The organism is Fimbriimonas sp. LA-C6 (genome assembly GCF_055398105.1).
In genome coordinates this window covers 1,652,413-1,679,203 of record NZ_AP038796.1, presented here as the reverse complement: position 1 = coordinate 1,679,203, position 26,791 = coordinate 1,652,413, and the positions used below count along the sequence as shown (strand labels likewise).

At 54.4% G+C, this 26,791-nt stretch carries 24 protein-coding genes; 14 read left to right on the top strand and 10 right to left on the bottom strand.

What is annotated here, in order from left to right; translation table 11 throughout:
- Window position 1: 1 nt before the first annotated feature.
- Both ACZ51B_RS07825 and ACZ51B_RS07820 read right to left on the bottom strand, forming a co-directional pair.
- Window positions 2-2,131 carry a response regulator gene (locus ACZ51B_RS07825; protein WP_464296679.1) on the bottom strand — a complete coding sequence of 710 codons (2,130 nt, stop codon included), beginning with the start codon at window positions 2,129-2,131 and terminating at the stop codon, window positions 2-4.
- Window positions 2,132-3,274, bottom strand: coding sequence for an FIST signal transduction protein (locus tag ACZ51B_RS07820; RefSeq protein WP_464296678.1), 1,143 nt, complete (start codon window positions 3,272-3,274; stop codon window positions 2,132-2,134).
- 161 nt (window positions 3,275-3,435) lie between these two features.
- Between ACZ51B_RS07820 and ACZ51B_RS07815 the strand changes: the two genes are divergently transcribed.
- The 3 genes from ACZ51B_RS07815 (at window position 3,436) to ACZ51B_RS07805 (ending at window position 5,064) form a co-directional block, all read left to right on the top strand.
- Window positions 3,436-3,663 carry a hypothetical protein gene (locus ACZ51B_RS07815; protein WP_464296677.1) on the top strand — a complete coding sequence of 76 codons (228 nt, stop codon included), beginning with the start codon at window positions 3,436-3,438 and terminating at the stop codon, window positions 3,661-3,663.
- A gap of 54 nt (window positions 3,664-3,717) precedes the next feature.
- Entirely contained in the window at window positions 3,718-4,185 is a 468-nt protein-coding gene (locus ACZ51B_RS07810) for a Crp/Fnr family transcriptional regulator (RefSeq protein ID WP_464296676.1), read from the top strand.
- 270 nt (window positions 4,186-4,455) lie between these two features.
- Window positions 4,456-5,064, top strand: coding sequence for a PEP-CTERM sorting domain-containing protein (locus ACZ51B_RS07805; protein WP_464296675.1), 609 nt, complete (start codon window positions 4,456-4,458; stop codon window positions 5,062-5,064).
- A 134-nt stretch (window positions 5,065-5,198) separates the two neighbouring features.
- Here ACZ51B_RS07805 and ACZ51B_RS07800 read toward each other — a convergent pair whose 3' ends face one another.
- Complete coding sequence (locus ACZ51B_RS07800) at window positions 5,199-6,551, bottom strand: GH1 family beta-glucosidase (protein WP_464296674.1); 1,353 nt, start codon at window positions 6,549-6,551, stop codon at window positions 5,199-5,201.
- A 69-nt stretch (window positions 6,552-6,620) separates the two neighbouring features.
- Here ACZ51B_RS07800 and ACZ51B_RS07795 point away from each other — a divergent pair, with 69 nt between their 5' ends.
- Window positions 6,621-7,064, top strand: a complete 444-nt coding sequence (locus ACZ51B_RS07795) for a helix-hairpin-helix domain-containing protein (RefSeq protein WP_464296673.1) — start codon at window positions 6,621-6,623, stop codon at window positions 7,062-7,064.
- Here the strand turns inward: ACZ51B_RS07795 and ACZ51B_RS07790 are convergent.
- Window positions 7,061-8,704 (bottom strand): amidase, encoded by a 1,644-nt coding sequence (locus ACZ51B_RS07790; RefSeq protein WP_464296672.1) that lies wholly within the window; start codon window positions 8,702-8,704, stop codon window positions 7,061-7,063. The two genes, ACZ51B_RS07795 and ACZ51B_RS07790, sit on opposite strands and share 4 nt — an antisense overlap.
- Before the next feature lie 417 nt (window positions 8,705-9,121).
- Between ACZ51B_RS07790 and ACZ51B_RS07785 the strand changes: the two genes are divergently transcribed.
- Both ACZ51B_RS07785 and ACZ51B_RS07780 read left to right on the top strand, forming a co-directional pair.
- Window positions 9,122-11,740: a family 78 glycoside hydrolase catalytic domain gene (locus ACZ51B_RS07785; RefSeq protein ID WP_464296671.1), complete on the top strand. Its 2,619-nt coding sequence runs from the start codon at window positions 9,122-9,124 to the stop codon at window positions 11,738-11,740.
- 82 nt (window positions 11,741-11,822) lie between these two features.
- Window positions 11,823-12,164, top strand: a complete 342-nt coding sequence (locus ACZ51B_RS07780; RefSeq protein ID WP_464296670.1) for a VOC family protein — start codon at window positions 11,823-11,825, stop codon at window positions 12,162-12,164.
- A gap of 170 nt (window positions 12,165-12,334) precedes the next feature.
- Here ACZ51B_RS07780 and ACZ51B_RS07775 read toward each other — a convergent pair whose 3' ends face one another.
- Window positions 12,335-14,518 carry an ABC transporter ATP-binding protein gene (locus ACZ51B_RS07775; RefSeq protein WP_464296669.1) on the bottom strand — a complete coding sequence of 728 codons (2,184 nt, stop codon included), beginning with the start codon at window positions 14,516-14,518 and terminating at the stop codon, window positions 12,335-12,337.
- Between the two features lie 110 nt (window positions 14,519-14,628).
- Between ACZ51B_RS07775 and ACZ51B_RS07770 the strand changes: the two genes are divergently transcribed.
- The 4 genes from ACZ51B_RS07770 to ACZ51B_RS07755 are packed head-to-tail and all read left to right on the top strand — an operon-like array spanning window position 14,629 to window position 18,141.
- Window positions 14,629-15,456: a class I fructose-bisphosphate aldolase gene (locus ACZ51B_RS07770; RefSeq protein WP_464296668.1), complete on the top strand. Its 828-nt coding sequence runs from the start codon at window positions 14,629-14,631 to the stop codon at window positions 15,454-15,456.
- Window positions 15,453-16,574, top strand: coding sequence for a Gfo/Idh/MocA family protein (locus ACZ51B_RS07765; RefSeq protein WP_464296667.1), 1,122 nt, complete (start codon window positions 15,453-15,455; stop codon window positions 16,572-16,574). The genes ACZ51B_RS07770 and ACZ51B_RS07765 overlap by 4 nt, the downstream gene beginning before the upstream one ends.
- 3 nt (window positions 16,575-16,577) lie before the next feature.
- Entirely contained in the window at window positions 16,578-17,588 is a 1,011-nt protein-coding gene (locus ACZ51B_RS07760) for a carbohydrate kinase family protein (RefSeq protein ID WP_464296666.1), read from the top strand.
- Window positions 17,578-18,141 (top strand): D-lyxose/D-mannose family sugar isomerase, encoded by a 564-nt coding sequence (locus ACZ51B_RS07755; protein ID WP_464296665.1) that lies wholly within the window; start codon window positions 17,578-17,580, stop codon window positions 18,139-18,141. Before ACZ51B_RS07760 ends, ACZ51B_RS07755 begins: the two co-directional genes overlap by 11 nt.
- Window positions 18,142-18,143: 2 nt before the next feature.
- On the opposite strand, the gene ACZ51B_RS07750 is transcribed toward ACZ51B_RS07755, so the two are convergent.
- Both ACZ51B_RS07750 and ACZ51B_RS07745 read right to left on the bottom strand, forming a co-directional pair.
- Window positions 18,144-18,431: a metal-sensitive transcriptional regulator gene (locus tag ACZ51B_RS07750; RefSeq protein ID WP_464296664.1), complete on the bottom strand. Its 288-nt coding sequence runs from the start codon at window positions 18,429-18,431 to the stop codon at window positions 18,144-18,146.
- Between the two features lie 71 nt (window positions 18,432-18,502).
- Window positions 18,503-18,916 (bottom strand): thioredoxin family protein, encoded by a 414-nt coding sequence (locus ACZ51B_RS07745; RefSeq protein ID WP_464296663.1) that lies wholly within the window; start codon window positions 18,914-18,916, stop codon window positions 18,503-18,505.
- Window positions 18,917-18,981: 65 nt separating this feature from the next.
- On the opposite strand from ACZ51B_RS07745, the gene cysS reads away from it, so the two are divergent.
- Window positions 18,982-20,475 (top strand): cysteine--tRNA ligase, encoded by a 1,494-nt coding sequence (gene cysS / locus ACZ51B_RS07740; protein ID WP_464296662.1) that lies wholly within the window; start codon window positions 18,982-18,984, stop codon window positions 20,473-20,475.
- Between the two features lie 24 nt (window positions 20,476-20,499).
- On the opposite strand, the gene lexA is transcribed toward cysS, so the two are convergent.
- On the bottom strand, window positions 20,500-21,129 hold the full coding sequence (gene lexA / locus ACZ51B_RS07735; protein ID WP_464296661.1) for a transcriptional repressor LexA: 630 nt from the start codon (window positions 21,127-21,129) through the stop codon (window positions 20,500-20,502).
- A gap of 156 nt (window positions 21,130-21,285) precedes the next feature.
- Here lexA and ACZ51B_RS07730 point away from each other — a divergent pair, with 156 nt between their 5' ends.
- The 3 genes from ACZ51B_RS07730 to ACZ51B_RS07720 all read left to right on the top strand — a co-directional run bounded on the left by ACZ51B_RS07730 (window position 21,286) and on the right by ACZ51B_RS07720 (window position 24,800).
- On the top strand, window positions 21,286-23,091 hold the full coding sequence (locus ACZ51B_RS07730; protein WP_464296660.1) for a hypothetical protein: 1,806 nt from the start codon (window positions 21,286-21,288) through the stop codon (window positions 23,089-23,091).
- Window positions 23,091-23,786 (top strand): 16S rRNA (cytidine(1402)-2'-O)-methyltransferase, encoded by a 696-nt coding sequence (rsmI, locus tag ACZ51B_RS07725; RefSeq protein WP_464296659.1) that lies wholly within the window; start codon window positions 23,091-23,093, stop codon window positions 23,784-23,786. The genes ACZ51B_RS07730 and rsmI overlap by 1 nt, the downstream gene beginning before the upstream one ends.
- 69 nt (window positions 23,787-23,855) lie before the next feature.
- A complete protein-coding gene (locus ACZ51B_RS07720) occupies window positions 23,856-24,800 on the top strand; it encodes a polysaccharide biosynthesis/export family protein (RefSeq protein ID WP_464296658.1) in 945 nt (314 codons plus the stop codon).
- 52 nt (window positions 24,801-24,852) lie between these two features.
- Here ACZ51B_RS07720 and ACZ51B_RS07715 read toward each other — a convergent pair whose 3' ends face one another.
- A complete protein-coding gene (locus ACZ51B_RS07715; protein ID WP_464296657.1) occupies window positions 24,853-25,266 on the bottom strand; it encodes an OsmC family protein in 414 nt (137 codons plus the stop codon).
- A 41-nt stretch (window positions 25,267-25,307) separates the two neighbouring features.
- A complete protein-coding gene (locus tag ACZ51B_RS07710; protein ID WP_464296656.1) occupies window positions 25,308-26,480 on the bottom strand; it encodes a Gfo/Idh/MocA family protein in 1,173 nt (390 codons plus the stop codon).
- Between the last annotated feature and the right edge of the window lie 311 nt (window positions 26,481-26,791).

The window sequence follows — 26,791 nt, the reverse complement described above, 5'->3', positions numbered from 1 at the left end:
ATTAGGCTGCAAGGCTGTCCTGCTGGCAAAACTCTTGCAGGACAGCTCTTAGGACCGCTCTCTGGATGGGTTTGGTAACGTAGCTGTCCATTCCCGCGTTGATGCAGCGCTCGCGATCTCCTTCCATAGCGTTTGCAGTGGCGGCGATGATCGGGACCGTGTTTCCGCCTTTCATTTTCCGTATCTCGGCGGTTGCCTGGTAGCCGTCCATCTCGGGCATCTGAACGTCCATTAGGATGGCGTCGAACCTCTCTTGGCGGTACTTGCGGATGGCGTCTGGGCCATCGACCGCCAGTTCCACCTCGCAACCAATCGACTCCAGCATTCGCTTAGCCACCTTGCGGTTAATCTCGTTGTCGTCTGTAACCAAGACTTTGAGATTGAGCGCTTCGGTTGGGTTTTCTGCCGTCTTGGGTGCATCGTCGTGGTGACCCAGGATGTGCCCAATATGGGAGACCAGCGTAGCGAGACGGATCGGTTTGACGATCTGGTGGTGTGCGTTGAGGTTCTTCTTTTCATCAGACGACACCGCACGCCCGAGTTTGGTGGCGAGCACGATCTTTGACTTATTGAGTCCCACCAAGCCAATGAGGTCACCCAGATCTGAACCTGGCAACTGCTCGGCAAGTGTGTCGTCGATCAAGATCACTTGTGGCGTCTCCTTTTGTTTCATGAGGAGATCAAACGCCTCATCGCTCTGCTCAACCACTTGGACGGTCGCCCCGGCGTAGGTGAGATACTTTTCGATGACTTCACTTTGGATGGAGCAGCTTTCCAGAACCAGCACGCGGGTGTTGGCCAAAGCTCCATGGATTGGAAGATCGGAGTGGGCTGGGGGTGCCGCTTGGGTTTTGAGTGTCACGGAGAATTCTGTACCGCGTCCCGGAGCGCTGCTCACCAAGATCTGGCCCCCCATCATTTGAGCGAGATGCTTGCAAATGGTAAGTCCTAACCCCGTTCCGCCAAATCGCCGCGTGGTGGATCCATCTGCCTGCGTGAAAGACTCAAAAATAGCTTCCTGTCGATCTCGGGCGATCCCAACGCCGGTGTCGTAGATCCGCAAGTCGAGCTGATCATCCCGGTGGTGAGCGGAGATCACGACACGCCCGTGATCAGTAAACTTAATTGCGTTGCCGACCAGGTTAGAGGCGATCTGACGAATTCGGACAGCATCTCCCACCAGGTAGCTGTGCTGGGTGGGATCCATATCGAGGATCAGTTCCAGACCCTTCACATGTGCCGTGCTGGCGTGAAGCACCACAACATCTTCCAACACAGCCCGAAGATCGTAAGGGTGATCTTCAATGGTCATTTTCTGTGCCTCGATCTTGGAGAGATCGAGGATGTCGTTGATGAGTTTGAGGAGCACATCGGCGCTCGACATCAGAGTCTTCACGTAGTCGTACTGATACGGCGTGAGTTGCGTTTCGCTTAGTAGCTCGGCCATGCCGACGATTCCGTTCATGGGAGTACGGATCTCGTGGCTCATGTTCGCCAGGAACTCCGACTTTGCCCTGGAGGCCTCGATAGCGGCATCGTGCGCCGCCTTCAGCGTGTCCTCGGCCTGCTGGCGCACCGTGCAGTCCACAAAGTTCATGACGGCACCTTTCAGCTCGGCACCTACATACATCGGGTTGATGGAGACGTCAGCGGTAAAGATTCGGTCGACTGCGTGGATCGTGACCCGGCTAGTAAAGAACGGCTGCCCGGCTTGCACAATGTCTCGAATCACTTGGAGACGTTGCGTATTGCAATGATCCAGATCGTTGAGGGAACCTACAAAGTCGGCTTTGGTTCCGATGAAATCGAGCACCGTTCCACCCAGTAGACGGGCTGCTTCCGCATTGAGATAAACCACGTCTCCCGATAGATCAAGTTCGCAGACTCCTTCAGAGAGCGATTCCAGAATCGCCTCAAGCCGGTCTCGTTGCACCACGAGCTTCTGCTGAAGTTGTGTCATCTCCCGCGTAGACACATCAAGTGCCGTTTGGAGTTGGTCACGCTCTTCCGTGGAGTTGTCGACACTCGCGCTGAGCATAGACAAAACTTTCGTCCACTGCTCGGGGGATGAGGGCATAGTCGACTCGTCGAGACCGCACTTTTTCAGAATCCGGAGGATATGCGCGTTCATTTACGCAGCCTCCGAATAGACCACCAGGGTCATGGTTTGATTCCACAGATCGCAGTTTTCTTCTGAACCTGGAGCTAGTTCCCCGTACGAATAGAACCCAACAACTGGACAGTTGCTGCCAAGTTTTGTGGACACGGCTTCGAGTTCCTCCTCAGTACGGTCTCTCAATACCTCTCGGCGCGCAATACAGGAAACGGCAACTCCCAATTGCGGAGTTTTTCCTGCCAAAGCTCTGGCAGCGTTCGCCCCAACTTCACCAGATGCATTGATGATGAGCTGGAGATTGGCATACATGAGATGCGCAACATTTCCTTGAGGTACATCCCCTCCAAAGGTGAGCGACTGTTCGTCTTCGTCGACCTTAAGGGCCAGTCGTAAAAGATAATGCTCGTCACTTTCGTGCCGACGAATGGCCAGAGGAAAGAACATGCCGCTTCCGGGAAGGTCTTTCGCCTTTTCACCCAAATACTCCTTATAGAGTTGAAGAGCAGGGATTCCGTCGATCTCGTAAACAACATTGCCCTGAGACCGCGTGATCGTCCTCTCCATGCCAAATGGGTTCCAACCAGCTTTGCAGTAGGAGGACACGGCGAGGTGATCCCCTGAGAGTCCAACCGCGGTGATGAGACCGCTGGCACGTAGCTCGTCGGCGATAACGACAGTTCGCTGGAATTTTGCGTCGTCCCCCGCTAGACCCCCTGTCACGACAACATCGCTCGGCAGCACGTCTCGGAAGGCTCTTGCCACTTCACTGCCGTTGACCAGCAGTCCGTCTGAGAACACCACCACGCTTCGGAGTTTGGGATCTGCAAGCTCCAAAGCGATCTTCTTTGCCGCCTCGTAACTCTCTTCTGCAGAGCTGAATTTCGCCGAGGCATGTTTGACGCGGGTGGAGTTGAACTGGACAAGCGTCACAATGAGTCGGTCGTCGTGGATCTCCAGCTCGTGGATCTCACCCGCTCCGGTACAACCTATCTTGATGGTATTCGGGTAGGCCGCCTTGAGGTCTTCAAAGGGCTGATCTGAGTCAATCAGCGCTGGGGCGCAGAAAAGAAGAAGGAACGAGTTCTCGGATTCTACTTTTGGAAAGGCGTCTACAGACCACCCTCTCTCCTTATCAAACCAAAAAGTTGAAACCCACATCGTGCGTCGTTCCTAATTGCCCCTTCCATCTAATGATTGGTTGAAACATGCTCGGTACTAGGGTCATGAGTTCGACTATAATTGGTGCAATTTCCCCACGCTAGGATAAATATCAGGGAACCGATTTTTGGGGCAGGCAGAGTACACTTCGGACACCGTTTATGAAGCAGATTCGCGACAACATCTGGCAGGTCACCTACTCTGATCTCGGAAAGCCCGAGTTCAAAGGTGTGGTTGAGGTTTCGGACCTAGGCAAAGTGATGCTGGATGATGCAGACCTGAACTACATCACCGAATATCTGCGCAAGGGCTTTGAGCCGACCTTTTTCGTAAGCCACTCGCCCGCCCTACGTGGTGAGTTTGTGGTTGTATCACGACAAAGAGTTTAAGAATCGGCAAAAGCCGCAACCTTTTCTTCGCCAAGACATATAATGAGGGCGCTCATGCTCAACCTAGAAGTCTTCAAAAAGAACTACTTGGTATCTGGTCTGTCTGATGAGCAGATTGATCGAATTGCCGCTCTTGCCACCCCAAAGAAACTGTCTGCCGGAGAAACCCTCATCCAGTACGGTCACACTGGCGGAGAGTTTTTCGTTGTCCTTGCAGGTCGCGTGAATGTCCTCACCAACGACGGCGACAAACTGGCCGAAGTCGGCCCCGGTCAGGTTTTGGGTGAGATCGAGCTATTCGACGCCCGTCCCCGCTCCGCTCACGCCGTTTGCGTTGGCTTGGTAGACGTAGCCGTCATTCCGACAAAGGAGCTGCGAGCTCTCTTGAGTGCGGACAAAGCTTTGGGCTTCACTGTGCTCTGCAACCTGGCCCGCGTTTTGACAATGCGGCTGCGTAACACCAACGAGAAGTTGGATGCGTTGTACGACCAAGTTCAGGGTCCCTGGCACCACGCTCTGTAGCCTTTCGTTCTGTCGGGACTTCGCTTCAGTGTGCCAAGGCGAAATGCTCTTTCAGGTTGCCAAGACAGAGACTGGTCTTCTAATTCGCACGGTGTTGCGTGGGCGTTTGGGCTATTCGGGGTCCAATATGCCCACCCTCGGGCGAAGACAGTCTCTACAATAGGCATCAGTAAATCCTCGGGTTTTCCAGTTGCTCCCTCCGTTTGGTACGCAAGTTGTTCGGTCAAGGATAGCGCTTCCTATGGAGCGACTACTTGGATAAAACAACCCATGAGAGCATCTTTTGCCCTAGCCTTCACTGCTATCAACGTTTCTTCTTTTGCCACCAATCTCACAGGCAAGTTGAATGCCGACGACCGGTTCCAGGCCTATCTGAGCACCAATGACTCGACTCTTGGCGTCCTGATCGGCGACGACACCAGCAACTCAGACCTCTTTCGCTGGCGAACGACCGACACCATCACGGGAACATTAGCAGCGGGGCAGGATTACTACCTACACATCAAGGTAAGCGACAAGTTCCGCGTCATTGCCGGTCTCCTAGGCAGCTTCACCCTCGACTCAACCAACCACAAGTTCGTGAACGGCACCCAAAAATTACTGACGAACGTAAACGACTGGAAGGTCAGTCAGACTGGATTTGGACTCAACTACGAGACGCCGATCTCATACGGCAAGAACGGCGTCCAGCCTTGGGACTATCGGTCGGGCAACGACGCGAACGCGCAGTGGATCTGGACAAGCTCAGCTGGACTGCAATCATCGCGCTATTTCTCTACCAAGATTTCTGCGGTCCATCCAGTGCCCGAGCCAGCCTCCATCGCCGCCCTTGGTGCCGGAGTCCTTGGTCTGCTTCGCCGACGACGCCAGAAGGCATAATCCCAGAGCCCGGTTCCTCTCGGAAAATCAATCCGTTGACCTTAAATCCGGACTGGCATAAGTAAGTTCGGCGTTCTACTTACCTGTGTTTATGCAGAAAAGTAGAACGCCCAGAATCAAGCTCTCTTGTTCAACTAAAGGTTTTCGCCGTTAGCTTTGATCACGCCCGTGTACCAGTGAGCGCTGTCCTTCGGAATCCGCTCCTGGGTGGCGTAGTCCACATAGACGAGGCCGAAGCGGTGTTTGTAGCCTTCGTGCCACTCGAAGTTGTCCATGAATGACCACTGGAAGTAGCCAGAAATCTCCGACCCGTCCTCTGAGGCTTTTCGAAGGGCCAGGAGGTGGCGGTTGAGGAAGTCGATTCTTTGGGGGTCGTGGATTTTGCCGTCTAGGGCGACCCAGTCGGAGAGTCCCACGCCGTTCTCCGTGACGATGATCGGTTTCTGATAGCGCTCGTAGAGGAATCGAGGACCCCAATAGAGACACTCGGGAGTTACGGGCCAGTGATAGATGGTTCGACCGATACCTGATGGGTGGTTGAGGTAGACGGGGTCGCCGTTTTCGTCCGCTTTCACCGTTCGGCCGTTGTAGATATTGGCTCCATAGAAGTCGATCGGGGTGCTGATCGTTTCCATATCGCCTGCTTTCGGCTTGGGTGCGTCCTCACCAAAGAGGGCGAGTGCATCTTCTGGGTAGTGCCCCAGGTACACAGGGTCTGACCACCAGGAGTTGCTCCAGACGCCTTTCTCTGTCGTGCGGAACATGGCTCTTCGTGCGGCTTCGATGTCGGCTGCTGAATCGGAGTTGGGGATGGCGACCACACCTACGGGTGCCCATCCTACCTTTGCGGGTTTCTTGGAGCGTGCTCGGATCACTTGCACAGCTTTTCCGTGAGCGAGAAGCGCGTGGTGGCCCGCAAGCAGGACCTGCTGGAAGTTCAGCCTGTCACCTGGGGCGTGGAGTGCGCTTTGGAGTCCTAGGCCAATGAAGCATTGCGGCTCGTTGAGGGTCATCCAGTTGGTGACTCGGTCCCCGAGGCGATCGACCATGAGGGTTGCGTAGTCTGCAAACCAGTCGGCGCTGTCTCGGTTGAGCCAGCCGCCACGCTGGTACAGCTCAAGCGGCATGTCCCAGTGGAAAAGCGTGACGTGCGGTTCGATGCCTTTCGCGAGCATCTCGTCAATCAGTTTGTCGTAGAAGCTAAGCCCTTCTTCGAGAACCCTTCCCGTGCCCTCTGGCATTACGCGTGGCCATGAGAGTGACATGCGGTAGTTCGGGTAACCAAGGTCGGACATCAGCTGGACGTCTTGCTTGTAGCGATTGTAGTGGTCGCAAGCTACGTCGCCGTTCTCGTTATCAAAAACGGCGCCTGGTCGTCGGCAGAACATGTCCCACACCGACTCACCGCCTCCTACGCATCTTGGGGCGCCTTCGATCTGGTAGCTGGCCGTGGCTACTCCCCAAATGAAATCATCAGCGAAACTCATCCATCAAAGTATGCCCTAGGCTTCCTCGAAACGTTACGACACTCTACAATTACGGGACTGGAGAACGCATTGACCAATCTAGAACTGGCACAAAAACTGAAGGACCTTCGCGACTTCCTGATCATCGCGGGCTACGAAGAGTCGCACGCAACGCGCTACACCCAGATTGCCCGTGCAATCGAGAAGCTCCCGGAGTCTGTGGAGGAGATGCGCAGTGAGGGACGCCTTACCGAGCTTCCGCAGGTAGGCAAACTGATCAAGCAGTACATCGAAGAGATTCTAGAGACGGGCAAAAGCTCCAAGCAGACCGAGTGGGAGCAGTTCGCGCCCTACTCGGTGGTTGAGATGTGTCGGGTTCCAGGTTTGGGTGCCAAGACAGCGAAGAGGCTCTTCGAGGAGTTTGGGATCACCTCGCTTTCGGGTCTTCACACCGCTGTTTCTGAAGGGAAACTAGCGGGTGCGAAAGGGATCGGTCCTAAGATGATCGAGTCTATTCAAGCAACTTCGCTCTAGAGTTTGGAGAGGTCTGGACGTTTCTTGTGGTGGCCCAAAGCATCTTGCGCGAGTTTGCCTGCGGCCACCAATACGTCCTCTTGGTACAGTCTTCCCACAATCGATCTGGCCGCGCCATTTGCCAGCGGGATCACCATCTGCGGGTGACCCGTGAGGTTCGTGTGGAACAGGGTGTAGCCATCCGCATCGCACACGAAAAGATCGAAATCGCCAAACTCCTCTTCAAACCGCTTCATGAGTAGGGTGCGAGCGCGCTGCATCTGGAGGTACTCCACCCCCGGAACATGGAAGTTGGTCCGGAAGATGTTCGGCCAGAGCGAGTTTTTGAGTTGATGAATCTTCGGACCACGCGTGAACTCATCGAACGCCGAAGCGGATTCGACTTCAAGTATCGACAGCACGATCTCGGGCACAGGCTTGAATGAAATGGGTTTGATCTGTGCGCCTAGTTTCCGGAAGACCTCCAGCACGGGATCGGTATCCATTCCCAGAGGCTTGGCACCCGGCTCTGTCAGCCAGCCAATCTTGAGTTTGGAGACATCCAGTTTGGGCGGCCACTTGAAGTTGCGATCCACCGCACTCGGATCGCTCTTATCGGAGCCAGAGATGGCAGCGAGCACAAGGGCACAGTCCTCAGCCTCCCGACAGATGGGCCCGGGCTTATCCATGGTGTAGCTCAGGGCCATTCCACCGTAACGGCTCACACGACCATAAGTGGGGCGGAGACCCGTGACTCTGCACCGAATGCTCGGCGAAACAATCGAGCCAAGCGTCTCGGTGCCAATGGAAAAGTTAACCAGGCCAGCCGACGTGGCAGAAGCCGACCCGGCGCTGGAGCCGCTCGAGCCCTCTTTCGGGTTCCAGGGGTTCTTGGTTTTGCCACGGAACCAATGGTCGTCCATTGCCAATGCGCCCATGCTGAGTTTGGCGAGGAGCACCGCACCGGCGGCTTCTAGCTTCTTCACAACGGTGGCATCGAAGTCCAGAACCTGATGCTCATAAGGCTCCGCACCCCACGTGGTCGGGATGCCTTTGGTGGCGAACAAGTCCTTGATGCCGTACGGGACACCATGGAGAGGGCCGCGATACTTCCCTTGCGCAATCTCTTCGTCTGCCCTAGCGGCCTGCTGGCGTGCGAGATCCTCTGTGAGGGTGATGACGCACAGCAGTTTCTCGCCGTACTTCTTGAGTCTCGCGAGATAGATTTCCGTAATTTCCAGACTCGTGATCTGCCGTGTCTTGAGCAGATGCCCGAGGTCTTTCACCGAGAGATAAGCCAGATCCTCTTCTGAAAGCCCCTCCCTCTTGACCTTGCTTTTGGTGGGTCTTGCTGAAACGCGGGAGCCAGGAATAGTGCCCCCACCTAGCGGCGTGAAGATTGTCGAGGGCTCCGTCGTGAAGTCGATGGGCTGCTTCTGGAGTTCGATGTACCCCTTTTGCAAGTTCCTGACATCGTTAAGGATAGCTTTTCGCTCAGCCTCAGAAAATTCGAAGCCGCAGACCCGTTCCATGGCTTTGAGGTCGTCGAGGCCGATCTCTTTAGGAGCGACCTCCGTCTCCGGGACGGTTGTGGGCAAAGCCGCAGAAGCGGCGGCAACTAGAAGAGAAGTAACAAATTGCTTTCGCGAAATGTCGGGCACAGAAACAAGCTTACAACACCCCTCGTAAAAACACGAGACTCGCGATACACTGGGCACAGCTTTCGTTTGAACACGGTGAGACAGCGTATAACGCTGCGCGACCGGTTGGAATGGAAGTCACATGCTTTGATCAGATACAGATGCGCCACTCCGATAAGCCAAGCGAAACTAACCGACTATTGAAACGGAATGATTGTCTGCTTGAGCGAGGATGAAAGAAGAGTTGGAAGTTCGTTTACAGGTGTTAGCTCTCAAGAGAATATGGATAAAGTGCCTTGAAGAAGACGTTTAAAAGGATTCAGACCACTCGATTGCAACAAGAAGTCTTGTGTAATTTTGCTAGTACAACCCTCACCTTTAAGGTAGATTCGACCTATAAAACAATCTGGCATGGCCGATAAGGCGATTGAGGACTCTATGGAAACTGTGCAAATTACTGATCTTCGTTGCGAATATGTACAGTGTCCGATAGGTATCGATATTGTGCAGCCTCGTTTGAGCTGGCAGTTGACAGGTACTCGCCAAGGGCTTGCCCAAACAGCCTATCGCATACGCGTCGGTACCGAACCTGGCAAGAACGATGTCTGGGATTCCGGAAAGGTTAAAACCCCGCAGAGTATCCATGTGGTCTACGCCGGACATGCCCTCAAAAGCCGACAACGCGTTCACTGGAATGTAACCGTCTGGGACGAAGCCGACACCGCCATAGAAAGCGAGTCCAGCTGGTGGGAGATGGGCATCCTCAACCCCGCAGAATGGACCTCCTCCTGGATTGAAAGCGCAGTAAGCGGCGGCCCATGGACCTCGGTGCCTGCAACCTACTTCCGACGTCAGATCTACTCCGAAAAGCCAATGATCCGAGCAAGACTCTACGTCTGCGCGCTCGGCGTTTACAACTGCTACATCAACGGCAAACGTGTTGGAGATCACGAACTAGCGCCGGGTTGGACGGACTACAACAAGCGCATTCGCTATCAGACATACGATGTCACCGAGGACATGACCAAGGGCCACAACATCTTCGCCTTCGTGGTAGGTGACGGCTGGTATTGCGGACATGTAGAGTGGCGCGGCCGGCAGCTCTATGGGGATCGCCCCAGACTACGAGCTCAACTCATGATCGAGTTCGTCGACGGCACAAGTTTGACCCTGGGCTCCGACGATGCCTGGCGCACCTCCACAGGCAGCATCCTGCAAACCGACCTCCTCATGGGTCAGAGCCAAGATGAAAGATTAGAGCCCAAAGGCTGGATGAACGTCGCATCCTTCGAAGACTCAGACTGGCCACCCGCCATCGTGTTGGACGAGCTTGAAGTGCCGATGGTAGGACAAAACACACCTCCTATCCGCGTTCAGGAAGAGATCCGCCCGGTCTCCTTAACCACCAAGCACCAGTGGCCCCACCGTCGCTCCATCTACGACATGGGCCAGAACATGGTAGGCCGAATCCGTCTCAACCTGAAGGCCAAGCCCGGCGAGACATACATCATTCGCTACGCCGAGATCCTAGACGCGAACGGCAACCTCTACGTCGATAACCTCCGAAGCGCCAAACAAACCGACTATTTCACAGCCAAGGGCGATCCCAACGGAGAAGTTTTCGAGCCGCTCTACACCTTCCACGGTTTCCGCTATGTGGAGATCGTTTGCCCAGGCGACGAACCCACCATCGACGACGTCACCGGCATCGTTCTCCATAGCTCATGGCGCAAAACTTCAGAGTTTGAATGTAGCGATCCGTTGTTGAATCAACTCCATAGCAACATTCTTTGGGGCTGGAAAGGCAACTCCTTGGACGTCCCCACAGACTGCCCTCAACGCGACGAGCGCCTGGGCTGGACCGGCGACGCTCAAGTATTCGTCGGAACTGCTTCCTACATTGCCGATGTCGCTGCCTTCTTTGCGAAGTACCAGCAAGACATGACCGATGCCCAGGATGCCAGTGGCGCAATCCCGCCCACCGCACCCGACACAGGAGCAACCAAACAACCCGACGGTGGCCCAGCGTGGAGCGACGCCTATGTGCTCTGCGCATGGGAGATCTACCGCCACTTCGGCGACACCGAGATCCTCCGAAACCACTACGAAGGCATGAAGCGCTGGCTAGCCCAACAGCTTGAGACGAGCAAAGACTTCGCCCGAAGCTACGCCGGATACGAAGGATTCATGGGCTTCGGTGATTGGCTCAGCATCGGCGACGACACGCCTCACGAAATCATTGGCACCGCATTCTTCGCCCACAGCACGGCAACACTCGGAAAGATTGCGAAAGTGCTTGGCGAAAACGAGGATGCGAAGGCTTTCCAAAAGCAGCGAGACAAGATCGCCGCCGCATTTCGAAAACGATTTGTCACCGAGGACGGACGGGTATATCCAGGTTCTCAAACCGCGCACGTTCTCGCTCTCAAGTTCGATCTCTTGCTTCCAAATCAGCGCGAGGTAGCAGTTCAGATGTTGGTAGATAACATCGTCAAGAAGGGTTACCACCTGAGCACAGGATTTGTCGGCTCACCCCACATCAATCCAGTGCTAACAGATGGTGGACGACTTGATGTTGCCTACAAACTGTTGCATCAAAAGACCTGGCCCAGTTGGCTCTACAGCGTCACGCAAGGCGCCACCACCATCTGGGAGCGATGGGACGGCTGGACCCAGGAGAAAGGGTTCCAAGACGCCGGAATGAACTCCTTTAACCACTACGCCTACGGTGCCATCGGCGAGTGGATCTACAGCACCGTGCTTGGCATCCAACTAGACGACAACGTGCCCGCATTCAAGAAGTCGGTCTTGGCACCTCGTCCCGGTGGCGAGCTCACCTATGCCAAAGGCTCGGTAAACACTCCTTACGGCCCACTTTCCAGTTCATGGAAGCTGGAGGCCGGAAAGTTCCTCTGGGAAGTTCAAGTCCCACCGAACACAACCACGATGATCGTGCTGCCTCATGAGGTGATCGATGCCAAGATCGAAGGCGAAGCCTTCGAACGCCAAATCGAAGTCCCAGCAGGCATCTACAAAATCGAAGCTGTCTGGAAATAGAGAAGGTCAGCAGTACGCAAGCTAGTCAGGCCCAATTGGCTTTCAATCACCCATTTCGCCCACGGCATCTTTACAATAAGACATGCCAAACCCGCTCGTCTTCTTCGAAATCGGTTGTAAAGACCCCGGCCCAACCACCGAATTCTATGCCTCCATGTTCGACTGGAAAATAACTCCAACTCCCATGGGTGCCCATATCGACCCAGCCGAAGGAATCCCCGGCCAAATCACCTCCCTCGGCCACGAACCCCACCAATACACCATGTTCTACGTCCAAGTAGACGACGTCCAAGAGGCCATCGACAAAGCGATCTCCCTAGGAGCCCACCCCATAGTAGGCCCCATCCCCATCCCAACCGGAACCTTCGCCTGGATCTCCGACCCAGGCGGCAACACCATAGGCCTCTGGAAACCCAATCCCTAGAGTCCGACTACCCACCAACCCTCCACAATCTCTCCCACTGGCTTGGTGTCCTATGGGCAGGATCGTGTTATGCCGGCTAGATGCTCCCGTGAGATTGCCGAGCAAACGGCACTCACGATGTATGGAGGCTCGTAACGGTTTCACTCTGGGGGGAGAGTGGGTTTTTGAAGTTAGTCTTCTTCGATGTAGTTTTCTCGGAGTTTGTTGACTTCCATTTGCATGTCTACCAGTTTCTTGTAGATGCCGTTTTCCTTGGCTAGGAGTTCGGCGTGGGTGCCTATTTCGGCTATTTTGCCTTCGTCGATGACGACCAGGCGGTCTGCGTTTCTGAGCGTTGAGAGGCGGTGGGCTATGGCGAAGACGGTTCGGTTTTCTACCAGTCGCTCTAGGGCTTCTTGGATCATTCGCTCGGTTTCGGTGTCTACGCTGGCTGTGGCTTCGTCTAGGACTAGGACTTTCGGGTTGTGGAGGATGGCTCTGGCGATGGCGATGCGCTGTCTTTCTCCTCCTGAGAGTCTTTGTCCGCGTTCGCCTACGTAGGTGTCGTAGCCGTCGGGGAAGTTGACGATGAAGTGGTGGGCGTTGGCTGCTTGTGCGGCTTCCATCACGTCTTCTAGGTTCGCGTCGGGGCGGCCGTAGGAGATGTTGTCGCGGATGGTGCCAGGGAAGAGGTAGCTCTCTTGTAGCACGACCCCAACTTGTCTTCTGAAGTCGTCCAGTTTGACCTTGCGAAGGTCTACTCCGTCTAGCTCGATAGTTCCTTGTGTTGGGTCGTAGAACCTGAGCAGGAGGTTGATCATGGTGGACTTGCCCGCGCCGCTGTGTCCTACTAGGCCTATCATTTCGCCTGCTTTGACGTCTAGATCGATGCCGTGCATGACTTCGCGAGCCTTCTCATATCCGAAGTGGACGTCTGTGAATTTGACGGCTCCTTGGATGTTGGGCATTGCGACGGCGTCTTCCGCATCGACGATGTCCTCGGGGGTGTCGATGACTTCGAAGACTCGCTCGGCTGCGGTGAGCGCTCTGGTGGACCAGTCTATGATGCGTTGGAGCATCATGAGGGGCTGTTGGAGCATTCCCACGTAGGCGATGAATGCGATGAGTTCGCCCAGGCTCATTTGGCCTGAGAGGACTCCGTTTCCGCCGAACCACCAGACGACGAATCCGCTGATGCTCATGGTGAACATTACGGCGGGGAAGAAGCTGGACCAGGCGGCTTCTGCGACGTAGCCGGAGTGGGCTAGATCGCCGATGCGTCGGTTGAAGCGGGCTACTTCGCGGTCTTCGCCGTGGAAGGCTTTGACAACTTTGGTTCCTTGGAGGATGCCGTTGAGGGCACCGCTCATGCGGGACCATTGGTGCCAGACTCGGCTCCAGACCCGGTGCATCTTTTTGCGGAAGAGGTTGACCGCTAAGAAGACGAACGGGATGGGCATCAGCGCATAGATTGCGATGTGCCAGTTCATGAGGAGCAGGGCGATGGGGATGCCGATGAGCAGGGCAACCTGGTTGAGAACGACTGGGATTCCATCGACTAGGACGTCGTAGAGAGCGCCGGTGTCGTTGGTCATTCGCGACATGAGGGAGCCTACGTTTCGTTTGTCGTAGAAGCTCATGCTGAGGGCCTGCATCTTCTCGAAGAGGCTGTGGCGGATGTCTACGGTGATCCTCATGCCGAGGAATGCGACGTTTCTTCCTCGTGCGATTTGGATCGCCATGATGAGCAGGCGCGAGCCTACCAGTGCGAGCATGAGCCATACGAACAGATCCACCTTGCGTTGGGTGAGGACTGTGTCGGTGAGGATCTTGGTGAGGTAGGGCGGCAGCAGTTCGAAGACGGTGCTGGTGAGGGTGAGGACTGTGCCCCAGAGCAGTCTCCCTTTGACGGGCGCTGCGTAGCCGAAGAGTCTCTTGAGGGTTTGGCCACGGTTAACACAACCTTCACAAACTTCGGAGTTTTCGGGGAGTGGTCGACCGCATTTGGGGCAGAGGCGGATTTTGTCATCGAAGTCTGGGACTTCTTTTCCTTCGATGATTGCTTTGAGTCGTTTTTCGGCGCCTGCTATTTGGAGGGCTCTTTTGCTGGTGGCTCGAAGGAGCTCTACTGTGGAACCTTTGTGCTCTACGAGGAGTGCGGTGGCATCGACGAGGTCTTCAATGCGTGGGTTTTTGAGGTCTTCTAGGGCGTAGGTGGCGATGAGTTGTTCGCCAGTGGGGGTGTTTTCAAATCTTTGGGCGGTTCCATCTTCGACGACGAGACGTGACGAACCGAGACGGTTGTCATGTCGAAGGTCTCCTTCGGTGATGAACCCTGCTGTTTTGGTTTCTTGTTCAGGCAATGTCGTCGGCATGGTTAAGGCAGTCTCGTTCTACGAGACTTGGAAGCAAATCGCTCTTGTGATCACACAAGGACAGCATGAGTCGTTGCGAAAGCATGAGTCATTGCGCGTATGCTTCGCACATGAGTTCTAGTGCTCGGTTTCATCGGCTTATGGCCGCAGACGGTAAGTGTTTCGACGTTGCCATCGACCACGGTCTGTTTAACGAGCGGAGCTTTCTATCGGGAATTCAGAATATCAAGAAGGCGATCGAGACAATAGTTCATGCCGGTCCCGATGCGATCCAGTTGCCACCTGGCACGGCTCCAATTCTACAGGATATTGAGGGAAAGGGGAAGCCCTCGCTGGTACTTAGGACCGATATCGCCAATGTGTATGGCTCTCCTTTGCCACGGAAGCTGTTCAGTCGGGTGATTGAGAATGCGGTGGAGCAGGCGGTGCGGTTGGATGCTGCTTCGGTTGTGGTGAATCTGCTTTTGTTGCCGGATCAGCCGGAGCTTCATGAGGATTGTGTTGCGAACATTTGTCGTTTGAAGCCGGTGTGTGAGCAGGCCGGAATGCCGCTGATGATTGAGCCGTTGGTGATGCAGTCGAACTCGGCATCCGGTGGGTACATGGTGGATGGGGATCTGGATAAGATTTTGCCCCTCGTGCGTCAGGCGGCGGAGTTGGGGGCGGACATTATCAAGGCGGATCCTTGCGATGACATTTCTCGGTACCACGAGGTGATTGAGATCGCCTGTGGGGTGCCGGTTTTGGTTCGCGGGGGAGGGAAGGCTTCTGATGGGGAGATTTTGGAGCGGACTTATCGGTTGATGCAGCAGGGGGCGAAGGGGATTGTTTATGGTCGGAACGTGATTCAGCATGAGAATCCGGCTGGGATGACTCGGGCGCTAATGGCGATTGTTCATGACGACGCGACACCTGAGGATGCGGCGAAGCACCTATGAAACCTCCCGTTCGATTTGGGATTATTGGTTGCGGACTGATGGGGCGGGAGTTTGCCAGTGCTGCGGCGCGTTGGTGTCACCTTGGTGGGGATATTCCTCGGCCTGAGATTGTGGCGGTTTGCGATCCTTCGGATGCTGCTCGGGGATGGTTTGAGACTCATTTTGAGCCTGGGCAGTCATGTAGTGACTATCGGGAGTTGCTCGCGAATCGTGATGTGGATGCGGTGTATTGCGCGGTGCCTCATAACCTTCATGAAGAGCTGTACGTGGCGATTATCCAGGCGGGCAAGCACCTGCTTGCTGAGAAGCCGTTTGGGATCGATTTGGATGCTGCCGAGCGGATTATGGCGGTGGTGAATGCTCATCCTGAGGTGTTGGTTCGGTGTTCCAGCGAGTTTCCGTTCTTCCCGGGTTTGCAGCGCATAGCGAAGATGATTGAGGGGCAGGAGTTTGGGACGATTATTGAGGTGCAGGCGGGGTTCTTGCATAGCTCTGACCTTGATCCGACCAAGCCGATCAATTGGAAGCGAAAGGTGGCGACTTGTGGGGAGTATGGGTGCATGGGGGACTTGGGGATGCATGTGTTGCATGTTCCTCTGCGGTATGGCTGGGTGCCTCAGAATGTTCGCGCTTTGCTGAGCAAGGTGGTTGAGCAGCGGCCTGATGGGAAAGGCGGGATGTCGGATTGCGAGACTTGGGACAATGCGATTTTGGCTTGCCAGACTTCGGGTGGGTTCCCGATGGTGCTTGAGACGAAGCGGATCTCGCCGGGTGACACCAACTCTTGGTACATCCGGATTTTGGGGACTCGGAACAGTGCGGAGTTCAGCACGAAGCGGCCGAAGACGTTGCGGACCATGCCTTATTCGCCGGGGGATCGGCAGGCTTGGTTGGAGGAGGACTTGGGCTATGCCTCGGTGTATCCGACGATCACCGGTGGGATTTTTGAGTTTGGGTTTGGGGATGCGATTTTGCAGATGTGGGCTGCGTTTGTGGACGAGCTATCGGGTGGGACCCCTGCTTTTGGTTGCGTGAAGCCGGAGGAGGCTTTGGCGTCACATCGGGTGTTTACTGCGGCGTTGCGGTCCCATCGCAATCAGTCTGTCGAAGTGGTTTAGTTGATGCCAGAAGCGCTCGTTGCCGGTCATATTTGTCTTGATATCATCCCAACTTTGGCTGAGGGGATGACGTTTGAACCTGGGAAGCTGGTGGAGGCTGGGCCTGCTCGCATTAGTACGGGTGGTGCGGTTTCCAATACGGGGAGGGTGTTGAACCAGTTAGGGGTTGAGGCCTCGTTGGTTGGAAAGATTGGGGATGACATCTTTGGTCGGAATATCCAGGAGTTGCTTGGGCCGCTGGGAAGTCAGATGGTGGTGGCTGAGGGCGAAGAGACGAGCTACACGCTGGTGATTAACCTTAAGGGGCACGACCGGATGTTTTTGCATAACCCGGGTTGTAACAACACGTTCACGGCGGATGACGTGACGGATAAGGCGATGGGTTCTGTGCGGTTGATGCACTTTGGGTATCCGCCTTTGATGCGCCGGTTCTATGAGGATGGTGGGGAGCAGCTCCTGAGTCTGTTTTCTCGGGCGAAGCGACATGGGTTGACGACTTCGTTGGATTTGAGTTTGCCGGATCCTGACTCAGCGAGTGGGAAGGTGGATTGGGTGGCTTTGCTGAAGAAGGTTTTGCCTTTTGTGGACGTGTTTGTTCCGAGTTTGGATGAGCTTCAGTTTATGGTGGGGGCTGGGGATGTGCATCTGAAGGCGCTGGATTGGGGGGCTAAGATTGTGGCGATCAAGCATGGGAGTCATGGTCTGAGTGTGAGGTCGGGTTCTCGGTTGGAAGATATGGGACGTGGGGTTACGAATGTGGCGGATTGGGAAGGGGTGCAACTGCATCAGCCTTGCTTTGCTGTGGACGTGGCGGGGACGACTGGGGCAGGGGATGCGACGATTGCGGGGTTCCTGATGGGACTTCTGAAGGGGATGAGTCCTGCCGAGACATGTGAGGCTGCGACGGCGGTTGGAGCGTGTTGTTGTGAGCAGGTGGATGCAACAAGTGGAGTGCCTTCCTGGATTGAGGTGAAAAACCGACTATCATGTGGATGGGTACTTAATGAAGCGTAGCGAGATCAACGACTTAGTAAGCAATGCCAGTGCGTGTTTCACACTCAACGGCTGGCGCCTTCCGCGGAAGCCCAAGTGGGATGTGACGGATTTTGGGTTGGGGGATTGGCGTAAGTACGGGCTTGTGTTGATTAACTTGTGCAGCGAGCCAGAGTACTGCGAGAAGCTGATGTATGCCCGTAAGGGGATGGTGACTCCTTGTCACATGCACAAGCGGAAGAAAGAGGACATCATTTGCCGCACGGGGATGCTTGGTATTCGGGTTTGGAAGGATTCGCCGGACTCTACTGAAACCTTTGGTGTGAAGTACGACGGCGAGGTGGTGCAGGTGCGTTCAGGTGATCTGATTGAACTGCACGCTGGGACTCGGCTGACGGTTGAGCCTGGGGTGTATCACGAGTTCTTTGCGCTTTCTGAGGAGTGCATTATGGGTGAGGTCAGCACTGCGAATGATGACCTTCACGACAACTTTTTTGTGGACCCCAATGTGGGGCGGTTTCCTGAGATTGAAGAGGACGAACCGCCGGTTGTTCACCTACTGAGCGACCAGTAGAACTACTTGAGGAATCGGTTGAGGGTGAGTTTGATCTCCTCGATCCTTTCGGCTGGGGAGCTGATTTTGCAGTCGGCGTGGTCGCCTTCTGCTTGTCCGTACACACACTCTTCGAGGTGGGTGGAGAGCATGAGCACTCCAAATTGGTCCAGAGCTGCTCTGAGGGCTGCTACCTGGGTGAGGATGTCGACACAATAACGCTCCTCTTCGACCATGCGTTGGATACCGTTTACTTGGCCGGAGATTCGAGCAAGGCGTCGCTTAGCATCTTGAGTCACTGCTTCGCGCATATCTATTAAGGATACGGCACGCGGCCCCTCGGTAGTTTGATAGGCAGGAAAAACTCGCCGTTATTGGGGTGCTAGTGGCTTTTCTTGACGATTGGTTGGAGGATTGAGAGGAACTTTTTGGGATCTTTGAAGCCGAGGAAGCTGCCTTTGAGATGTCCTTGGGAGTCGATGACTGCGACGGTGGGGAGGGCCAGGACGTGGTGTTGGTCGGCGATGGCTTGGTTGTTGCCTACTTCCACGTTGAGCTTGAGGGGGATCACGTTTTTCATGAACGCTCGGACGTTCTTGTCGGTGTAGGTCTGCTTGTCGAGCTTGACGCAGCCGGTACACCACTTTGCGTAGAAATCGACAACCAGCAGCTTCTTGGTTCGTTTGGCTTCGGCGAGGGCGGACTTGTAGTCGGTTCGCCAGTGGATGGTTTGGGCGTTCGCTGTGAGCGCGAGAAGAGCCAAGAGCAGCGTGCTGAAAACTGGTTTTGATTTCATTCAGAGGCCTTTGTGTAAGGGTACCGCGAATCTTGAGTAGGGTTTGGGGCGGTAACATCCAGTAGATGCAAGAGAAGACATTCCGACTTCACGACACGTTAACGAACCAAGTTAAGCCCTTGGTGACTCAGGAGCCGAAACATCTTGGCTTCTATTCGTGTGGTCCGACTGTTTACTCTTACGCCCACATCGGTAATTTTCGAAGCTTTCTTACTGCGGATCTGATTGTGCGGACTGCCAAGGCGATTGGTTGGACGGTCACTTGGGTGAGCAACATCACGGACGTTGGGCATTTGACTCAGGATGACGTGGCGGATGCTGAGGGTGAGGACAAGATGGAGCGGGCTCTTCGAAGTAAGGAGGGCGAGCAGTTCCACAACGTTTGGGAGCTTTCGGAGTACTACACGGACGCTTTTAAGCAGGACTGGGCGCGTCTGAATTTGACGGAGCCGGATGTTCGTCCCAAGGCGACTCAGCACGTGCGGGAGCAGATTCAGATGGCGGAGAAGTTGATTGAGCTTGGGAAGGCTTATGAGACTCCGACGGGTGTTTATTTCAGCGTGGAGAGCTTTGCGGATTACGGAAAGCTGAGCGGAAATACTCGTGACCGACTGCTGGAGTCTGTGCGCGACGTTGTTCAGGACGACAATAAGCGGCAGCAGGCCGATTTTGCGCTTTGGAAGAAAGACGACAAGCACTTGATGCAGTGGTACTCGCCATTTGGTTGGGGATTTCCGGGCTGGCACATTGAGTGCTCGGCGATGGCCCGCGTTTATTTGGGCGATACTTTGGACTTGCACAGTGGCGGTGAGGACAACATTTTTCCTCACCACGAGTGCGAGATTGCGCAGAGCGAGTCGTTTACTGGCAAGCCGTTTAGCAACCACTGGGTTCACACGCGGTTCCTGCAGGTGAACGGTCAGAAGATGGCCAAGAGTGCCGGGAATTTTTATACGGTTCGGATGCTCGTGGAGCGCGGGATTGATCCTTTAGCGATTCGGTATGCGCTGATGTCTGGCGCTTACGGGAAGCCTTACAACTTTACGGATCAGTCGCTGAACGATGCGAGCGGCAACATTGAGCGATTGCGGCGGGCAGATACGCTGGTGGATGGAGTGCTTGAGAGCGGTCCAGAGGGCGCGGATGTGTTTGGCGATGTGCTTGTCAAATTGTATGACGATGCGCTTGAGGCGATGACCGATGACTTGAACACTTCAGTGGCTTTGGCGAAGGCGTTAGAGGGGGCTAAGACGATTCAGCGAGAGGCTGAGGGAATGACAAAGGCTTCTGCTGCTCAGGGTAAGGCGTTTTTGGACAACATCAACCGTCTGTTGGGAATTGTTCGGAATGAGTATGCCGCCCATGGGTTGGATCTTGGTCCCAAGAAGCCAGAAGTAGATGAGGCGATGATCCAGGCGAAGGTGGAAGAGCGGATTGCTGCCAAGAAGGCCAAGGACTTCGCGAAGGCAGATGCGATCCGGAAGGAGCTCGATGAGATGGGGATTGAGCTGCGAGATACGCCGGAGGGAACGACCTGGCACATTAGCGCCAGGATTTAAGATTAGGGTTTTAAGGCAGGGCGTTTAGAACGCTCTGCCTTCGTAATCTCGGACTAGTCCGACGATTTTTCCGATGACCCGGGAGTCTTCCTCGTCGATATCGATCGGTTGGTAGGCGGGGTTGGAGGGCATGAGTTTCACGCCTTCTTTGGTGAAGTTGATGCGTTTGACCGTGGCTTCATCTCCGATGAGGACCGCTACGAGTTCGTTTTGAGTGGCTGTGTTTTGAGGGCGCACTACGACGAGGTCTCGTGGCAGGATTCCTTCACCGATCATGGAGTCTCCCTTGACGCGTAGTAGGAATGCGTTATCCATTCCGCGAGTCATCTCGCTGGGGATTGGGATGAGCGTTTCTACATGTTCCTGTGCAAGGATGGGCGCGCCTGCTGCGATGGAGCCAAGGAGGGGAAGCATGGCCACGTTGGAGGTCTGCTGGTAGGAAGGGTGTACCACCTTGATCGATCGTGGGGTGTTGGAGCGTGAGATGTAGCCTTTGCGCTCTAGTGCGTCCAGGTGAACGGTGACGCCACGAAGGGAGCCGATACTGAAATCACGGCCTATTTCACGAATAGAGGGTGGATAGCCTTCCTTTTGAACATAGTCCAAAATGTATTGCAAAATCAGTTCTTGCCGCTTTGTGAGCCCTTTGGCCATAGTTCTTCCTTGAGAAGTCAGTTCAAACTTGAACCAACTTGTAGACGCAGTATACGCTCTTTTTGTCTACCTGTCAAGTTCGCTTTAAGTAGGTCCATGCTGGATGTGGGAACTACGTGCCATACTTAGGCGCTTTAAGTCCTAGGTGCAAACCCCGTGTCAATCAGCGCATTCCAAGAAAAATTTCTGAACAAGGGTTGTGGTACAGCCCTGATTCTCTTCTTCGCCGTGATCTTTCTGGCCTTCGGTTCCCAGTGCAATACCAACCGCAATGCACAATTGGCAGCCGAGCGAGGTCAGTCGGTAGCGATTGCCACCCTTGGCAACACTCCTATCTCTTTGGCTGCCGTTGATGGTGCCGCTGAGCAGCAGATGAGCATGTACATGCAGCAGATGGCTAGCATGGGCACCCCTCCGGGGCCGCTTCCTGCTGAACAACAGGCACAGATTTTGGCCGGTGCTTTATCGCAGGGCGTCAGTGGTGCGGCGGTGATTGAGCTGGCACGTGCAGGCGGCGCTCAGATTGATGAGAAGTCTGTCCGACAGATGTTTGAGAAGATGCTTCCTGATCTCAAGGACATGCTCATCAAGCAGGGCAAGCTTAAAGCGAACTCAACGCAAAAGGAGTTCGACACTGCGTTTCTTGCCGTTAGTGGTGGAAAGAGTTTTGAGGACGTTGTTAAGAGCCGCATTGCGGAGCTGAACGATCCTAAGACGCACGAACAATCGCTTGCACAGTTGTCCGCCACGTTCCTGAGCGACCAGATCAAGTCAAAGATTCAGATTAGTGATGCGGAGATCAAGGCTGACTACGACACCTATGTTCTGAAGGTCATCTTGGTGGCTGGAACCAAGCCTGGTAGCAAGGAGTCGGTTGAGGCTCGTGCTGCGAAGGTAGAGGCTGACTTGAAGGCAGGTAAGAGCTTTGAGTCTTTGATGGATAGCTCTTCGGATCAGCCGATCTTTGACAAGAAGAAGAAGCGTAGCGAGCAGACGCAGGATATTCCGAATGCCGTGTTCACCACGAATGCGGACTATAAGACGCTTCAGGGTCAGAAGGTTGGATTTGTTTCGGGTCAGGTGAAGTCGGGACCCGACATCTACTTCTACAAGCTAGATAGCATCAAGTCTTCTTTGCCGAAGGATTTTGAGAAGGTAAAGGACCAGAAGCGAAAGGAAATCTTGGCCCAGCGGGCGCAGACTGAGATGTTGAAGAAGATCTCGGACTTCACGGCAACTGCCAAGATCGACTGGCAAATTAAGGGGTACGAGCCACTTTATTTGGTTTCCCAGGCGAGAAATCCTGAGCGAGCGAAGGACAAGGATGCTCTCTTGCAGAAAGCCTATGACTTGGCAAAGGGGCTAGCGTCTAAGGGTGATGCGGCTGATTTGCGGCCTGCAACGTTTGGATTGCTGCTTGCGAGCCAAGCCATTTATGGAGGGGCTCCTCTCGACCAGAGAGCGAAGCTTGAGGACCAGAGAATTGAGGCGCTGAGTTTGGTGGTGAAGACTATCGATGACTTCAGTCTGCGTATGGAACTGGTTGATCTGTATGCCAAGAAGAAAGATGCGACCAATGCCATCAGTTCCTTGGTGGCGGCTGCAAAGGCGAACAACAGCTACGATCCGAACGGTCAGCGTCGGTTCTACGATATCACTTCGAAGGGACAGAACCTTGTCCAGCAGAAGCTGATCACCATGGACCAGTTGAAGCCTGTTGACGAAGAGCAGACCAAGTGGCGCAATGCCAAGCTAGAGGCAGACAAGGCCGCTGCGGCAGCTAAGCTTCAAGAAGAGAAGACTCGCAAGGAGAACGAAGCGGCTATTCAGAAGCAGAAGGAAGAGGCTGCCAAGAACGCTCCTAAGACGGGAACGACTCCTGGCGCCGTCGCTCCTGGTGCACCGGGCAAGACGCCTGATGGTAAGACAGGATCGGCTGGTAAGTTCACGGGTGGACAGTAATGTCCAACGACGAGGGTAAGGGGTCTCTCACCCTCGTCGCTACTCCCATTGGGAATCTATCGGATATGTCTCCGAGGTCTGCCGAAGCTCTTGCGTCCGCAGACCTTTGGCTTGTTGAGGACAGCCGAATTAGCGGGAAGCTTGCTTCTCATTTGGGGCTTAAGAAGCCGATGCGGGTTCTGAATGACCACACGGCTCCTTATCAGATTGAAAAGTATGTGTCTGAGATTGCCGCAGGTGCGAATGCCGTGGTCTTGACTGATGGTGGGATGCCTGTGATCAGCGATCCGGGGACGATCATTACGGATCTCTGCTATGACAAGGGCATCGAGGTGGACGTCGTGCCTGGCCCGAGTGCTGTGACCAATGCGTTGGCTCTGAGCGGCTTTTTTGGTCAGCGGTTTGTGTTTCTTGGGTTTCTGGGCCGTAAGCCTGGTGCGATACGTGAAGAGCTTCAGCCATTTGCGGAATCGCCGTTGACTCTCGTATTATTTGAATCACTTCATCGGGTGGATCAGCTTCTTGAAGTAGCGTTTGAGGCGCTTGGAGACAGGCGATATGCCATGTGTCGTGAAATGACGAAGGCACATCAGCAGGTTTTTCGTGAAAGGTTGCCGAAGATACCTACAGAGGAAGAAGTTCCGAGGAAGGGCGAATTGACATTAGTTATTGAAGGGAGGCGCCGAAATCGGTAGCCTAGATAGGTCCGTGGTACAATGCGTGCGCGATACCAAGGAAGGACTCCACTAGCAATGGGTAAGGATATGCGATTTAGTAGAGCTTTATGGGTTGGGATTTTGTTGATCCTTTCCTACACGATAGGTTTGGGGCAAGTTGCCCAGAGATCACCTTACAAGTTGCAGATCGATGATGTTCTGCGTATCCAGGTTTACAACCAGCCACAGCTTACGGGAGACGCTCCCATCGGTCAGGACGGTGCAATTAGTGCTCCGTTTCTTGGTCGTGTGAAAGCTGAGGGGCGGACGATTGACGACATGATCGTTGATCTCACGAAGCAGTACAAGGACAAGTTCCATCTGCGCGATCCGATTGTGTCGGTCACGATTTTGGCTTTCCGTCGCATGAAGGTGACGATTGGCGGTGCCGTTCAGCGGCCTAGCAGCGTCGAGATTCGTGCTGGCGATACTGTGTTAAGTCTATTTAACCAAGGCGGCGGTGCGAGTCAGGACAATGCTGATTTGCGACGATCCTACCTTCGAAGAGGCGGCACTCGGGAAATTATTCCGATCGACATTTACGCCATGACGGTGTATGGAGATATCTCGCAGAACTATGAACTCCACGATGGCGATGAGTTAATTGTTCCTGATCAGCGTGGCAACCGGATCAACGTTCTGGGAATGATTCAGCGACCTGGACCCTATCCTTATCGCGAGCCTATGTACCTTGCTGATGCTGTGGCATTGGCTGGTGGCGAAGTGCGGAGTCGTACTCGGTTTAGCAAGACTAAGATCTTCCGACCTAAGCAGGGTCAACCAAATGAGTATTTGGTTCTTGATGTGGACTTTGTGAAGTTCATGGACAAGCGCGATTTGACTCAGAACGTATTGCTCTTTCCTGGGGATACGATCTACATTCCTGAGACGAATACTCCTGACTTCCAGCAGTTGGGTGGATTGTTCAACTCGGCGATCTTGATCAATAACTTGGGATCGATCTTCGGTTTGCGCCTGTTCGGTCGAAATTAAAGATTCTTCTTTAGGAGGGCCCGATCACTTTTTGGAGTGGTCGGGCTTTTTGTTATTTGACCTCGAAGGTGCTATGAATTTCTGCTGACTCTCTGAGGGTGGCGATGACTGTGCAGTACTTGTCGTGGCTAAGGCTTACAGCTCTTTCGACTGCTACCGGGTCTAGGTTGGCTCCTTGGAGCATGTGTTTGATCACCACAGATCGAACGGGTCTTGGCCATTCGCCTTCGGGGCCACGCGTCCAGTCCACCTTGATTTGGTAGGAAGAGACCTCTTGTTTCTTCTTGGTGAGGATGGAGATGACGTCCATGGCGCTACAGGCTGCGATGGAGGAGATGAGGGCTTCTACAGGGGTTGGGCCGAGGTTTTGTCCGCCGGCATCCGGCGTTGCGTCCATTACGAAGCGGTTTTGGCTGGGAGGGTTGGATTCGAAGGCCATGCCGCCTTTCCAATCGACAGTAAGCATTGTCGATAAGGCTACCTTCCCAGCCGGATGGATACGTTTTGTTAGACGGTTGTCGGGAGTTCGTTGCTGAACGCGTCTGGTGACAGTGCAGCGGGGCGCTCGACGCTTGTGGTGAGGAGTTGATACTTTCCTTCGGTCGAGGCTTTCTCGAACGACATCATGGTTTCTAGGACGTGGAGGGCTAGGTCGCCGCTGGCTCGGTTGGGACGGTTCTCAGCGATGGCGTAGGAGATGTCGAGGACGCCAATTCCACGTGAGTTCTCGTTGAAGCCGTGCTTCATTTCTAGGTGCACGAACTCGTTGCTTCCTGCCCGCTTGATGAGGACTCCGCTTTCTGGTGTGTTACCGGCTCCTCCAAAGTTGTTTGGATCGGGGACTTTCATGGTTCCCTTGCTTCCGTAAACGGTGATGGGGTGGTGTGAGTATTCGCCGTAGACGTCGAAGCTTGTGGTGAGTTCTCCGATTGCGCCGGATTCGAACTCCATGACACCTGCGATGTGGGTTGGGGTTTCGACTTCGATGGTGTAGCCGCCTTCTTTGTACTTCTCAAACTGCGGTTGGTTGTAGAAGCCGGTGTTGGTGGCTGGGATTGGTCGTTTGGGGAAACTGATTCGGGTGAAGCCACAGGTGCGCTTGATGCCTCCGAGGAGGTGGATCATGGCGGTGAGATAGTAGGGGCCCATATCGAGCATGGGGCCTGCTCCTGGCTTGTAGAAGAACTCGGGGTTGGGGTGCCAGGCCTCGGTTCCTCGGGAAAGCATGAAACCTTCGACACCCACGATGTCTCCGATTTCGCCTGCGTCGATTGCGGCTCTTGCTGTTTGGAGTCCTGCGCCTAGGAAGGTGTCAGGCGCGCAGCCGACTCTCAGGTTCTTGGCCTTTGCCTCTTGGATGAGTGTTTTGGCTAGCTCTAGATCGGTAGCGAGAGGTTTCTCGTTATAGACGTGTTTGCCTGCGCGGACAGCTTTCAGTGCAAGTTCGCCATGGACTGCTGGGATGGTGAGGTTGAGGACGAGATCGACGTCTGAGTGGTTCAGTAGGTCGTCTACGCTGAGTGCGTGGGCGATATTGAATTCTGTTGCGGATTTCTGAGCTCTGCTCTGATCGAGGTCGGCGAGGGCGACGACTTCGGTTGACCGATATTTCCCGAGATTTTCCAAATAGATCCGACTAATATTGCCAATACCAACAATTCCAATCCGCAACGGCTTCATGTTTCTAGGTTACCGCTATGGTTTGAAAAGTGGAAGCGGGTCGGCGTTTGGATTCGCCTAAACAGAAATCTGGCAAGGATGCTGGGTTGGGGTGATGGGCACTATGTTGTTGGGTTCAAATTTGCCATTCCAATTTGTGAAAATTCTCGCAAACGGGCTTACTAACACGTGCAAGTTAATCGTTCAACGAAAACTGCAAAACTCTTCCTTGCATTCCATTGTTAAATTTGGTAACGTAAATACAGACGTGGAACAGAGGTGTCTGTCTCGCGGTCTGATTTATTAATTGGTTCGAAATTGCCTATATTGGT

Bases quoted from the DNA above. Each gene is read 5' to 3' on its own strand.
- ACZ51B_RS07780 (WP_464296670.1), top strand. From the start codon at position 11,823: ATGCCAAACCCGCTCGTCTTCTTCGAAATCGGTTGTAAAGACCCCGGC.
- ACZ51B_RS07810 (WP_464296676.1), top strand. From the start codon at position 3,718: ATGCTCAACCTAGAAGTCTTCAAAAAGAACTACTTGGTATCTGGTCTG.
- ACZ51B_RS07825 (WP_464296679.1), bottom strand. From the start codon at position 2,131: ATGAACGCGCATATCCTCCGGATTCTGAAAAAGTGCGGTCTCGACGAG.
- ACZ51B_RS07750 (WP_464296664.1), bottom strand. From the start codon at position 18,431: ATGCGCGAAGCAGTGACTCAAGATGCTAAGCGACGCCTTGCTCGAATC.
- ACZ51B_RS07785 (WP_464296671.1), top strand. From the start codon at position 9,122: ATGGAAACTGTGCAAATTACTGATCTTCGTTGCGAATATGTACAGTGT.
- ACZ51B_RS07710 (WP_464296656.1), bottom strand. From the start codon at position 26,480: ATGAAGCCGTTGCGGATTGGAATTGTTGGTATTGGCAATATTAGTCGG.
- ACZ51B_RS07800 (WP_464296674.1), bottom strand. From the start codon at position 6,551: ATGAGTTTCGCTGATGATTTCATTTGGGGAGTAGCCACGGCCAGCTAC.
- cysS (WP_464296662.1), top strand. From the start codon at position 18,982: ATGCAAGAGAAGACATTCCGACTTCACGACACGTTAACGAACCAAGTT.
- ACZ51B_RS07815 (WP_464296677.1), top strand. From the start codon at position 3,436: ATGAAGCAGATTCGCGACAACATCTGGCAGGTCACCTACTCTGATCTC.
- rsmI (WP_464296659.1), top strand. From the start codon at position 23,091: ATGTCCAACGACGAGGGTAAGGGGTCTCTCACCCTCGTCGCTACTCCC.
- ACZ51B_RS07745 (WP_464296663.1), bottom strand. From the start codon at position 18,916: ATGAAATCAAAACCAGTTTTCAGCACGCTGCTCTTGGCTCTTCTCGCG.
- ACZ51B_RS07765 (WP_464296667.1), top strand. From the start codon at position 15,453: ATGAAACCTCCCGTTCGATTTGGGATTATTGGTTGCGGACTGATGGGG.
- ACZ51B_RS07805 (WP_464296675.1), top strand. From the start codon at position 4,456: ATGAGAGCATCTTTTGCCCTAGCCTTCACTGCTATCAACGTTTCTTCT.
- lexA (WP_464296661.1), bottom strand. From the start codon at position 21,129: ATGGCCAAAGGGCTCACAAAGCGGCAAGAACTGATTTTGCAATACATT.
- ACZ51B_RS07820 (WP_464296678.1), bottom strand. From the start codon at position 3,274: ATGTGGGTTTCAACTTTTTGGTTTGATAAGGAGAGAGGGTGGTCTGTA.
- ACZ51B_RS07720 (WP_464296658.1), top strand. From the start codon at position 23,856: ATGCGATTTAGTAGAGCTTTATGGGTTGGGATTTTGTTGATCCTTTCC.
- ACZ51B_RS07770 (WP_464296668.1), top strand. From the start codon at position 14,629: ATGAGTTCTAGTGCTCGGTTTCATCGGCTTATGGCCGCAGACGGTAAG.
- ACZ51B_RS07775 (WP_464296669.1), bottom strand. From the start codon at position 14,518: ATGCCGACGACATTGCCTGAACAAGAAACCAAAACAGCAGGGTTCATC.
- ACZ51B_RS07755 (WP_464296665.1), top strand. From the start codon at position 17,578: ATGAAGCGTAGCGAGATCAACGACTTAGTAAGCAATGCCAGTGCGTGT.
- ACZ51B_RS07760 (WP_464296666.1), top strand. From the start codon at position 16,578: ATGCCAGAAGCGCTCGTTGCCGGTCATATTTGTCTTGATATCATCCCA.
- ACZ51B_RS07715 (WP_464296657.1), bottom strand. From the start codon at position 25,266: ATGCTTACTGTCGATTGGAAAGGCGGCATGGCCTTCGAATCCAACCCT.